8 protein-coding genes are annotated in these 12,810 nt (G+C 42.1%); 6 read left to right on the forward strand and 2 right to left on the reverse strand.

Annotated elements, in window-relative coordinates:
• Positions 1–6: 6 nt before the first annotated feature.
• The 4 genes from MKX30_RS25270 (at position 7) to MKX30_RS25285 (ending at position 3,791) form a co-directional block, all read left to right on the forward strand.
• Positions 7–1,461, forward strand: a complete 1,455-nt coding sequence (locus tag MKX30_RS25270; protein ID WP_341063814.1) for an efflux RND transporter periplasmic adaptor subunit — start codon at positions 7–9, stop codon at positions 1,459–1,461.
• Positions 1,458–2,195 carry an ABC transporter ATP-binding protein gene (locus MKX30_RS25275; protein WP_341063815.1) on the forward strand — a complete coding sequence of 246 codons (738 nt, stop codon included), beginning with the start codon at positions 1,458–1,460 and terminating at the stop codon, positions 2,193–2,195. The genes MKX30_RS25270 and MKX30_RS25275 overlap by 4 nt, the downstream gene beginning before the upstream one ends.
• Complete coding sequence (locus MKX30_RS25280; protein WP_341063816.1) at positions 2,192–3,406, forward strand: ABC transporter permease; 1,215 nt, start codon at positions 2,192–2,194, stop codon at positions 3,404–3,406. The genes MKX30_RS25275 and MKX30_RS25280 overlap by 4 nt, the downstream gene beginning before the upstream one ends.
• 133 nt (positions 3,407–3,539) lie before the next feature.
• A complete protein-coding gene (locus MKX30_RS25285; RefSeq protein ID WP_226887837.1) occupies positions 3,540–3,791 on the forward strand; it encodes an RNA polymerase sigma factor in 252 nt (83 codons plus the stop codon).
• 334 nt (positions 3,792–4,125) lie between these two features.
• On the opposite strand, the gene mprF is transcribed toward MKX30_RS25285, so the two are convergent.
• A complete protein-coding gene (gene mprF / locus MKX30_RS25290) occupies positions 4,126–6,771 on the reverse strand; it encodes a bifunctional lysylphosphatidylglycerol flippase/synthetase MprF (RefSeq protein WP_341063818.1) in 2,646 nt (881 codons plus the stop codon).
• 1,270 nt (positions 6,772–8,041) lie between these two features.
• Here mprF and MKX30_RS25295 point away from each other — a divergent pair.
• The gene (locus tag MKX30_RS25295; protein WP_023990440.1) at positions 8,042–8,443 is read left to right on the forward strand and encodes a VOC family protein; all 402 of its coding nucleotides are present in this window, start codon (positions 8,042–8,044) and stop codon (positions 8,441–8,443) included.
• 208 nt (positions 8,444–8,651) lie between these two features.
• Positions 8,652–8,888 (forward strand): hypothetical protein, encoded by a 237-nt coding sequence (locus tag MKX30_RS25300; RefSeq protein WP_023990439.1) that lies wholly within the window; start codon positions 8,652–8,654, stop codon positions 8,886–8,888.
• A 403-nt stretch (positions 8,889–9,291) separates the two neighbouring features.
• On the opposite strand, the gene MKX30_RS25305 is transcribed toward MKX30_RS25300, so the two are convergent.
• Positions 9,292–12,141 carry an alpha-amylase family glycosyl hydrolase gene (locus MKX30_RS25305; protein WP_160789218.1) on the reverse strand — a complete coding sequence of 950 codons (2,850 nt, stop codon included), beginning with the start codon at positions 12,139–12,141 and terminating at the stop codon, positions 9,292–9,294.
• Positions 12,142–12,810: the final 669 nt, after the last annotated feature.

Consider the following 12,810-nt stretch of genomic DNA (forward strand, 5'->3'; position numbering starts at 1 on the left):
ATGACATTGCCGGAAACAGTAAAAAAAGATGCATTGCAAATATTAAGAAAAAAAAGAAGATTAAAAGTGATCATAGGTATTCTGGCCTTGATCATTATAGTGGGAATCGGTGGTACTGTTTATATGAATAGGGGGCAGGAAAAGCCCGTGGAGGGTCCTGCGAATCAGATTGTTCAGGTGAAAAAAACCAATATAACCGAATCGCTTGCCGTGACTGGGACCGTTCAGGCTTCCAAGGAAGTGAATATTAATTTTACAAATGTCGAGGGTGCCAAGCTCATTGCGGTCAATGTCAAAGCAGGAGATAGTGTTAAGGCGGGCCAGGTTTTAGCTCGTTTAGATGATTCAGATGCCAAATTACAAATTAAAGATGCCCAGTCCAATGTTGCGATTGCAAGGGCCAAGCTAGAGGAAGCCAAGCGTGGACCAAAGCAAATTGATATTGAGCTCCAGAAGGCAAATGTCCTAAAGACACAGATGGCGATTAAAACAGCCAAGGACGGGATGGAGTTAGAGGAAGCCGCTGCACAAAAAGAGGTTGCCAAGGTGACCTTGGATAAAGCCCAGAAGGATTATGATGACCAGACTTATCTAGTTCAGAATGATGCGGCCGCAGAAAGTGACCTGGCGACGGCCAAGCAAAGCTTGGATAAGGCAAAATTGGATATGAGTAATGCCGAGCTTCAATACAAGAAGGCACAGATCAGACAAAACCAGGCTATTGAAGATGCTGAAATGGGTTATAAAACCGCTTTAATTCAATTAAAGGCAGCACAGTCCCCGCCTGAAGCTTCCAACATTCAATCTGCACAGGCTTCTTTACAGCAGGCCGAAACAGAATTGGAGCAAAAGAAAAGTGTTCTGAATAAATTACAGGTTACGGCGCCGTGGGATGGGATTGTTTTGAAGGTCAACGGCGATGTGGGCACCAGTCCTACTGCACCTTTTATCATAATGAATAACTCCAATACAGGGGTCATGAAGGTTAGTGCCAAGGTTAACGAAAGTGATATCGCCAAATTGAAGACCGGACTTCAGGCTACAATGCATACCAATTCATTTCCGGACAAGCAATTCAAAGGAGAAGTTCTTTTTGTTTCTCCAGAGCCAGTTGTGGAATCCAATGTGACTACATACAAAGTTGAATTGTCTTTGGATAGCCAAAAAATAAGGCTGCAACCGGGGATGAACATGGATGTATCCCTTCTGTTAGCTGAACACAAAGACGCGCTGTCTGTGCCATTGTTTGCATTGAGATCTGAAGGTGGTGTAGATGGAGTATATGTGGCGAAGAACGCGGCACATCCTGCTGATTATGGATTTAGACCGGTAAAACTAGGCGTCTATACAGCGGATCAGGCCGAAATCAAGTCTGGTGTCAAGGAAGGCGAAACTATTGTTATTCCTCCTCAGAACAGCAGTGCTGATCCGAATGGCAGTGGAGGGGGGCAGGCACAATGAGCGAAACTCAATCCAATAAAACGGTGATCGAAATTAAAGAACTGAAAAAGATGTATGAAGTAGGCGGTCAGGAGATTCAGGCTCTGCGCAGCGTGAATTTATCCATTAGCGAAGGTGAGTTTGTTGCTATCATGGGACCCTCTGGTTCGGGCAAGTCTACCATGATGAATGTCATTGGTTGCCTGGATCATCCGGATACCGGAAAATACTACCTGGATGGGTATTCCATATTGGATGCTCGTGAGAACGAACTTTCGGAGATTAGAAATCAGAAACTAGGTTTTGTGTTTCAAAAATTTTATTTACTTCCCCGAACTACAGCATTAGCCAATGTAGAGCTACCTATGATGTATGCAGGTATACCTGCCAAGGAACGCCGGGAACGAGCCGTGGAGGCGCTACGAAGCGTTGGCCTTGCCGAACGGATGTATAACAAGCCTAACGAGCTTTCTGGTGGTCAGCAGCAGCGTGTCTCCATTGCCCGAGCATTGGTGAATAATCCGGTCATTCTGCTGGCGGATGAGCCGACGGGCGCACTGGACACGAAAACGAGTATTGAGATTATGGAACTGTTTCAAGGGTTGAATGAGCTGGGAAAAACTATAGTTCTGGTTACTCATGAGCTGGAAATAGCTGAATATGCCAAACGATTGATTAGTTTTCGGGATGGTAATATTGAGCGGGATGAGCAAATTACGAATAGACGAATTTCATCAAGGATGGTAAGCCTATGAATGTGATGGAAACGATCCGTGTATCAATGAATAGCTTAACCACCAACAAGATGCGTTCATTTTTAACGATACTCGGTATTATTATTGGGGTGGCAGCGGTTATTGCCATTATGGCAATCGGAAACGGTTCTAAAGCCAGCATTAAGGAGGAAATAAATAGTCTAGGGAATAATGTGGTTATGGTTGCACCAGCCATGCCAATGACCGAGGAAGAAGTCAATGGGGACAACTTGCCCTCCTTTACGTGGGCTGATATCAAGGCAATGGAACAAAAGAGTTCGATTGCGGCATTAATGCCCAGTATTTCGAGCAATTCAAAAGTTGTATGGGGTCGATATAACTATAATGCAACTATTATAGGAACATCCGCTTCATTTTATAAAGTTAAAAAGTTTTCCTTTGCTGAAGGCAGGACATTTACCAACGATGAGTTGGATAAACGTATGAATGTTGCTATTCTGGAAAGCCAAGCGGTTGTACGTCTTTTTGGTGGGGATACCAAAAACGTGGTGGGACGAACGTTTCAAATTAAACAGATCCCCTTCAAAGTGATCGGAGTATTGAATTCTCAGCCCGTTACGAATTTAAGCCGCAGTACAAATGATCAAATTTACATCCCTGCTACAACCATGATGAACCGTCTGGGTGAGAGAAATATCACCAGCCTGGATGTCTCCGCCAAGTCACCAGCTATGATGGATCAAGCTCGTTCAGATATATTGGGGAGCTTGCGTGTGACGCATCAGCTAAAACCCTCAGAACCGGATCAATTTCAAACTATGAGTCTGTCCGAAGCAGCAGGTGCAGCTTTGGGTGTAGATGATATCATGAGCAAATTGCTGGGAGGTGTAGCCGCAATATCGCTCGTGGTAGGGGGAATCGGAATTATGAATATTATGATGGTCTCCGTTATAGAGCGTACAAGAGAAATCGGTATTCGCAAAGCGATTGGCGCCAAGCCTAGAGATATTATGATTCAATTCCTGTTCGAAGCAGTCATTTTCGGTCTAATGGGAGGTATACTTGGGGTTGCTGCTGGCATAGGAGCGTCTAAAATAATTGAAGCAACAACTCGTATGACCATTGAATTCACGGTCTCGCCGATCATATATTCGTTTCTTAGCTCTGCAGGTATAGGCATCTTATTTGGGGTATACCCAGCTTATAAAGCAGCGAGATTGAAGCCGATAGATGCATTGAGATACGAATAATTTTATTGAAAAATGTTCATGAAACGTAAATAGGTATTGTTGAGGGTGCAGTATTTGTTGAAAAGCAATCGAAACAGGAAGGAAAAGTAATGCCAAAAATCTTGCTATAGATGTATTAAGAAAACGAAAAAAGATGAGAGAATACTCTTCACATAGAGAACTATTTGATTATCACTGGGATACCCTCGATTTTGTAATTCAAGAGGAAGTCGAGCGAATTCTTTTGATGGTAAGTAATGACGAGCAAAGGACTGTACTCGAATTGCGCCTAGTCCAAGGATACTCCATAAAAGAAACAGCTAAAATTTTAAACAAGAGCGAAGCTGCCGTGAAGTCGTCGCTGTACAGAGCTTCTAAACATATTAAATTAAGATATATTTCATGAACTGATTGGGAAGAACCTAATAAGCAGTAGGACTGACAGTATTCTTTTTGCTGAAAGAGCTTTTTTTCAAGCTCTGATCCTTAAATATCTTGTTATTGATCCAACCAATACCTCTAGTTTATCTGTTATCTAATACAATAAACCACGTTTTTTATGTCTAGAAGAGTGTAGGTAGAATAGTTGAGTCAAAACATTAAAAAGGTGGTCAAGTGACCACCTTAGGATGTGAAGGAATTCTGAATATCTAACCGTGAAAAATAATTGCTTTCATTCTATTGCCCTCATTTTTTCAGTCCACGTAACTGTAGCCTATCCAAAGAATTTATTCTGAAGGTTAAAGAAGCTCTACTTGTTCTGGACGACGAGATACTAGTCGGACAAGATCCAGCGTAAGCATTGGAAGTGTCATACCTGCCGGATAAGCTAAATATCTTGCTTGCCATTCAGGTGAGAATTTTTCCTTGTAACGGCGCAATCCCTCAAATCCATACCAGTGCCCACCATATCGGAACACCAGCCGAGCTAATTTTTCTTCACGATGCGCATTCTGATTTTCACCCACACTGGAGAGCGGAGACATACCCAAATTGAAATAAGAATAACCTTGTTCTTTTGCCCATTCAATTATACGTACAAATAACACATCCATCGTTCCATTCGGTGTATCATTCAAATGGCGCATCAGATCAATTGAGATCACTTTATTTTGGTCATAAGCTGGAGCTAATGTTGCAAAAGCCAAAATGTGACCCTCAGCATTACGAAGCAATGTTAAGGGAGAGCGTTGAATATACGCTTCGTTGAACCAACCTAAAGAATAAGCTTTTTCTTTACGATCGCCTAGCCACTCATCCGAAATCTGACGTAATTCAGACAGTAATTCTGAATGATAGGGTGGGGCAAGCACTTCAAATATTTGACCTTCACGATCTGATTTATTTTTAGCAGTTCGCAAGTTCTGCTTACTTTTCCCACTTAATGTGAATGTAGTTAGAGGAACCAAAGCTTCTTCGCCTAGTTTGAAGAATTTGTAACCATTCTCATGATAGATCGATAGATATTCAGGTGTTGCTTGATAAAAAACAACGGTTAATGCATACTGATCCGCATACCTCTGAAATTCTTGAATCGCAGCAGAGACAAGATTTTTATTACCAACTGGGTCGCCAAGTACAATTAATTTGTGACGCATTCGAGAATAGGGAATTAAAATTTGATCATTTTGCGCCCAATAAAAATTTTTGTCTCCTAGATAGAGAAGATGAGTCAAAAGATTACCGTCTTCTTTGGCAATAAATTGAGTTAATTTCTCTATACCCGCCTCATCTGGACGTATTCCTGTGTAGCGATGCGGGCGTAATGTGAATATAGATGCCATTAAAATTAAAGCACCGATTAATCCAACAAGGGCCGTCACTGCATATTCATGCGGGTTCAAAAACCATTGTTGAGCACGCATTGGTAGATGTCGCAAAATAGCTGGATGAATATGTGTACCAATAACGTAATACGATAACGATGAGATAAAAGCAAGGAACGCCCAAATCCAGATACTACGTAAAGAAATACTAGCACTTTCACTGTTAAATCGAGCCCGAGATATCCATAGCACCAATGCAACAATAAGTAAAATAATAGCTTCCTCGTAATCGAACCCTTTGGCAAATGTGAAGATAGCACCTGCTAACAACAATGCTCCCGTCCATATGTAAGCGCGACGAGTACGCATTGAAATACCACGTGATACGACAATAAGCATAATACCGATAGTCACAGATAACTGTTCTGAAAAACGCATAATAGGTAAAGATAACACATGTTCCATAAAACGTAGGCGAGCAATTAGGCCTGGGGTAGCCGCAGAAAGTAGTAATATGATACCACTGGTGAATACTAACTTTCCAAGCGCCCATGCTCCTAGATCACTAAGTAGACCGAAATGAGAAGGCCAGCCCCAGAATTTGACCCATGTGTTACGTGAAGCGTCCAGACTAGTTGTAATCATTTCACGCATTTGTTTACTGTTCGGACTCATCTCAAACGTAGCTAGCACAAGACCGATCAACCAAGGAACTACAAAGTAAAAAATGCGGAACAATAACAAAATCGTTAGTGCACGTGATGGATCAACACCTAATGTCTGAAGTCCAAGCAACACGATCAGATCAAATGCTCCAATACCACCTGGCGCCATACTAATAATCCCTGCAATTGCTGCTACAATATACACACCGAATACCGGGGCAAACGGTAATTGATTCAGATCATAAAAAGTGAATAACCAAAATAATGCCCCTGCACAAGCCCACTCTAGAACAGAGGAACCTAGAGAAGCGATGACTACTTTCCAAGGTAACTTGCCATCGCCCTTATGAAACCATTTGGCGAACAGGGAAGATCGTTGCATTAATAGGAAGAACGGTAAGTACAATGAAACTCCCCATACACCGATACGAAGCCAAGGAAGTTGTTCAAAAACAGGTTCTACAGGAAAAACACCGACCAGTACAAGACAGCCAAGTAAAGATAGACCGACTAATACGATAGGCGATAAAAAGAGTGCAGCAGCTCCCATTGTTTTCATAGGAACGCCACTTCTCTTATACAGTAATGTACGTAGTCCTAGACCGGTAAGACCAGCGAACCCAATCATATTATTAAATGTATTGGCTATCCATGCATATCGATAAGTCGTTTTCCAATTGATATCAAGCTTAAATTGTTTTCGTATTAAATAATCATAAGTACTCATTACAGATACCGCTATAAAAGAAGCAATGATCAATTGAATAACGACATGAACGGGCATCATGCGTAATTCATAAATAATTTTAGCTAAGTTAATATTCTGAATCTCGTGTCTTCCATACACATAGATAATGACTAAAATAGCTACAGGAATCAGTATCCTAATAATTTTAGCACGGTACAAAGCCAAAAATAGCTGTAAAATTTTAAGCTTTCGAAGCAATTCTCTCATTGTGTCGTCGACTCCACCCTCGGACAAAATAATATCGATATTTTTAATACAAGACGGATTGTCAAACCAAATGCGGCAGGACTTCTGTGAAAGATTCGTGAGCGGTCCTCCAATCCAGACATTTTCGGGGTCGGTGGTTAATTAGATCCAGTAAATGAAGGAGATCTTCATCCGTGACCCAAGCCATCAGTACTCTTGGGGAGGAACCCAGCAGTAAACCGTTAGCATTTTCATTCAAACCGCGTTGCTAGGACAAATAGCGTCAGCAAAATAAACTAGCAGGTTAAGTATAGCCTCCATATCCGCCTAGCAAGCAAACTACTTGGTTCAGTTAGCAGTGGCTGTGAATAAGCTGCCTGCGGGGTACTGTGTGATGGTTACACCTAGCGCAATCTCTATGAACAACTCCGTACGATCGGCATTGTTGATGGGAGTATGCAAGCGGGTTTATGTTCAATTATTGTGGCTACGTACGCTTCATCCTTACCGTGGGCCAGATACGAGGATACTAGATGTAGTTTCATATGGGATTGTATTCTAAAAGAACTCAGAGAGAGGGCGAAATAAGAATAGATAGCCCTAGGAATTAATAAATTTTTAGGTTATATCTAACCATTTTTTACTTCTCTCTCTTTCTTTCAATGCAGAAAGCATAATAAAAAAAACTAAGGAATTAATGAGTATATTTCTAAAGAAAATCTAAAGAATTTGTATAACTAAGTAATAACTTGAAATGGAGATTCTTTCGCTAAGACTCTCCACCGTTAAAGTTGAACAGGGCTTCCTACGCAAGTGCTCCAGTTGCAAGCTCCGTGATTAAGCTTCAGCGCCCCCCATCTCGGTTAGAAGACGGAATTCAGTGTGAAAGCTCTAGCTACGCATGAAGAGTTGAATATATTCTTGACTGAATCGTATTTGGTTTATTGATACTCGGATATTTTATTGTTTTGTGAATATAAAAAATCTTATTACCAATAAATATAGTTATAAGCTAAAGGGAAGAACGATGATGCCCCTAAAATCAGATTCTTTGAAAATATATGATTTTGCTTCAGTGACACCTTTGGGTATCCATTATCGGCATGCGCATTCAATATACCCAACTGACTGGAAGCTAGTGCAGAATTGTTGTAAGAGAGTCATTACTTTGATGCGAAATCCATTCTTGGCTAGATCGATACCTTGCGGTTTCTTTTATAAGATTCGCTTCTGCTGCCAGAAGTAGAGTATAGTAGGAGTAGTTGAAAATATATTCCAGGAGGCTACAGCCATGTCACAGGAGATATGGATTAATCTGCCGGTCAAAGATGTTGAGAGGTCAACTGCCTTTTTCAATGAGATTGGATTACATGCGGCTAGCGTTGGTAACGAGAGAGCCAAGCTTGCCATAGGCCAAACAACGATTCTGCTGTTCCCGGATACGGCGTTTGAGAAATTTACAGGTTCAAAAATCGCAGATACTTCCCATACCGCAGAAGTAATATTTTCCATTGGCGCTGAAAGCAGAGAAGAAGTAGATGCCTTTATTCAAAAAGTAGAGTTTGCCGGAGGAAACATCTTTGGCAAACCGAGTGAAATTGACGGCTGGATGTACGGCGCAGGATTTGCCGACCTGGACGGTCACCGCTGGAACCTGCTGTACATGGATGAGAGCAAAATGCCGAAACGCTAATATGAAAACGCCGGTCACCTCCTTAAGGTCACCGGCGTTTTTTACACCCCCTATAATCTCATATCCGTAATTCAAATCAAAATCGTTGCTTAGAAGGAAAAATTCGTGGGTTAAATTTATACAAATCACCTGGGCTATCCCTAAGCTAAGGGATATATTAGATATTTCCAATCCTTTTGAAAATCTCGATCGCTCAAGAGTAGAACTTGTGCATGGATTGACCCATTTGCTTAATAATGCGGGATTAGACCCTAATAATTTAAGTGCTTTTTCTTTAAGAACAGAAGTTATAAAAATCACGGCCAACTTTAACAGCTGGCCTGCGGAAGTAATAGATTTGTATCTAACAACTTCAAAAAACGTTCTAGAAGGTATAAAGGAGATTATTCAGTCTTTTGCTGACCCGAACACACAGCTGAAAGAATTGTTAAAGAAACGTGTGTGAAATACAATGCAAATGGAGGAAACAACTATAATGATTGTATTACAGTTTTGCCTATCATTTTTATGGCAATAGCATTATACATTCATGAAGGACATCCTCAATTATCATATGCTTTAGGTACTTTTGGTCTAACGCTTGTACCCGTTGTATGCGGTAGAACATATCCGGATGACCGGTCAGAACCCGTTAATACTTGATGGTTGTTGGTCATTAAATATACGGAGGAATGTACGCACATAGAAGCTGTCGTTGGTGCATCTTGGTTCACTCCCCATCCGTTAAAAATTTAGTCCAGAGCAATATCCTGACTCTCTCTCTTGGATATACTTTTTAATTGGAAGCAACCTTAGCACGGTGCAATACCGAACTGAGGTTGCTTCAGTTAACTAAGACATACTGCCGCTTACTTCAGATAGGTTCCCGTTTCTCCAATTCCACCGCTGCCATTCAATACATATACCCTTGCGTTTCCTTTGCCGGAGCATGTCAGGGTAATCTTTCCATCAGTAACGGTTTTGGAATTACCAGTCACCGCATCCACATAAGTTCCGTTCGGAATTCCGGTAAATGTGGCGTTTCCTGAAATCGTGACCAATGCAAAGCTGTCAATGCCTTTGGCGCTGTCGGTATATCTTCTCTTAAACGCCAGATTGCCCGTTACATTCTCTGTGGAATACTGTCCTTTTTGCAAGGCGGGAACAGCTCTTCTGATTAAATTAAGCTGTCTGATATGTTTTGCCAGAGGATGGTTGAGCGATTCCGCAAGTGTGCCGGTAGCATTTGTGTATTTGCCGTAATCTTGTACTGTAACACTGCCTTCCATGTGATCGCCGTAATAAGCCCGTCCCGTTTTGCTTAGCGGTGCGTTTGGACCCGGATCAATGACAGCCCCCTTTTGGAATTCGATTTCGGAACCATAGAAGATAGCGGGTATTCCGCGGAAGGTGAACATCAGATCGAGATTCTCGGCCCAAGTGTCCTGTGTGCCCGCAAATCTTTGATTTTCCGGAGCCTGGTCGGGCGCATAGTCATGCGAGTCGATATAGGTTACATTCCAGGTAGCATCATTATAGTATTGATCGCCACTTCTCATATTGAATGCTTCCTGCGCGGTCTTGAATGCCCAATGCATCGGAAAATCAATCACATCCATGCCCGATTTCATTGAATAGTCAGGCGTATGATAGGTATTTCCGTTTAAGAGAGCATTGTTCGAGGTTGGCTGTCCTGCTGTAGTAGAGTTGTCCGCCCACTCTTGTTCAACCGACACTTTATTGGAGGCGTAATCATTCTTTCCATCGCCCGGATACGATTTCGAGCTTTTCCAAGTATAGAATGGCGTCGAGATCGCCGGAATTCCACTGTTCCAGACATCTCTGTAACGGGTGGCTACTTCTCCAAAAATATAGAAATCCGAGCCGCCTCTTGTCTTCCAGGCAGGAATATAGTATTTATTGAAAATATACCGGCTCACATGCTTCACCGTATCGACACGGAAAGCGTCAACACCCATGTCTATATAGTGATTGTAGGTATCAATTAAATATTTGTTAACTGCAGGGTTTTCCGTGTTCAAATCCACGCAATCTCCCGCTATCTGACCAGTTTGAACAGTATAGGATTCCCAGGAGAGACTTTTCTCTGTATGGTAAATGTTATTGTTCGTTTCCGCGTTCTTCATTAAAGCGAGCCTTGCCTGATACTGCTGATCGGGTGTCATAGTATCATAGTTTGACGGCAGCTTATCCGTAGTTTTCACCAAGTTGTTAGCCGTATCCGGTTTAGCCGGATCTTTCTTGAACATGGGGTACAGATTCTCTTCACCGAAATTACCGGTATGATTGACAACGATGTCTTGAATAACCTTCAGCCCTTTGGCATGGGCCGCATTGATCAAATCCTGGTAAGAAGCTCCCGCTGATTCATATCTTGGGTCTACTTTGGCGAAATTTATTGCATGGTAACCATGATAATCATAACCGCTGGCATTCTGCACAACAGGTGTAATCCAGACGGCGCTGAATCCGAGGGCTTTGATATAATCGAGCTTTTGAATCAGCCCCTTAAAGTCCCCTCTCCAAGCCGGGTCCGAATCCGGATTACGCGCCTTGGCATCATCCCATGCGTGCATGTTGTTGCTCGGATCACCGTCATAGAACCGGGAAGTAATCACGAAGTAAATAGTATCTTCCCGAAAATCACCTTTATTTCCAATATTATAAACAAAGCTTTGTTTGGTTTGATTGCCAGCGCCGTCTATAACGAGAAATTTTAATGTCGTGGTCTTGGAAATAAGGATGGACGGTCCGGTCAATCCGGCCATAGCGTTGCCGAGGATATATACTTTCGAGTTTATGGTTGGTTCCGTACCATCGTCCGTGTAGTATGCCTTGGTTGTTGCCGCCTTGTTATCATTTAGGTTGAAGGATACAGTCACCGAGGAATCGGAATGTCTGGTAGGCAAATTCGCTGTGATTGTCGGAGCTTGCAGATCTGAATTCAAGTCAATCATATAAGCGAAAGAGGATGCATTTCCAGTTTGACCGATTGAGTTGACACCGAAGGCCTTAATGGTCAAAGAGGAAGCAACTTGGATTGGAGAGGTATACAAGGTAGAGGATGTCGTAGGTGTCGAGCCGTCTATCGTATAGTAAATCTTATCGTCACTGTTGGTGCTGGAAAGCGTCACCGATTGGGACGAATCATATGTTTTGGGTACAGGAGAGGCGGAAATCGCCGGAATTTTAGGCATTTCCGGGCTGGTATCATACCATGTGTTATCTGTGTAATACCAGCCCTCTTTCACACTGCGGGACAAGTCGGCCGTCTGTTTGCCGCTACCGTCATTAAAGATGAGACTTGAGCCTGTGGCCTCGGCAATGGTGTAGCTGTACCAGTCGTTTCCATCCGACTTCATCAGGATTCCCGGCCACGCTCCGCTTATCGGAACGGTTGTCGGATTCAGATTCCAGTAATGGATTCGAATCGCTGAATTCCAGCTTGAAGGTTTCTTAAAGTGAACCGTTAACCCAGTTTGAGTTGATTTAGGTATTGTGGTAGGTGCATACGTTGCGGTAACGGTAGACGTGATCGAAGCGGTTGTAGAGGGAAGGGTAGTCGCTGTGGAATTCGTGTAGGTGGCTGTATAATCGGTGCTACTGGCCGAAGCTACGCCGGGTAAACCGAAGAAGTTGAAGCAAAGCGACAAAATAATCAACCAAGAAATAAAACTCCCAGTTTTTTTTCCTAGCAAGTTAACAACCTCCTGATAATATTTAGTGGAATAGATAATGCAACCGGTTGCATTAAAAATAAAAAAAAAAGAAGACATTTATTTTGATAAAATGGATTCTTTGATCGCCTCCTCCGTGGTATATATGGAAAATAATCATTGTACGCGCTTACAAAAGAAATTATGAGAAAAGCCCATTCACGCATGGCTCTATACCAATGATTTTTTCCTTTTATGATTATATCATCCATACTTTTACTGGTCAATGAATTGCTAGGAACATATTTCAAACCTAAGCTAGCCTGTTCATAATTGAAGCCAACGTCCAAAAAGCCTTGAAAGGCACATGTTAATGTATCAAAGCGAGTCGCTAAGCAGATGTCAATAAGCAGTATATGGTCAGGAAAGAAAATAGAAAACGCGAGCGTGAGTATCCTAAGGTGGAATGGACAGCAATATAAGCTTGAACTTGAAGCTGAACCGGGGATGATTCCTTCAAACGTAATACTTGTTGTCTGACTTCCCTTCATTAAAGTTGGTTCCTGAGTTATAAACCGATTGGAGTTACATGACCCCTTTCCTGTATTGGTATCTTTAAAGTAATTGAAGCAGGAAAATGCTAACCATCCGCAAACATATGGGTTAAACAGGGGATTTATTAAATACCTGATTATATTCAGCTGCGCATCG

The sequence above is a fragment of the Paenibacillus sp. FSL P2-0173 genome (assembly GCF_038008045.1).
GTDB classification, from domain to species: domain Bacteria; phylum Bacillota; class Bacilli; order Paenibacillales; family Paenibacillaceae; genus Paenibacillus; species Paenibacillus polymyxa_B.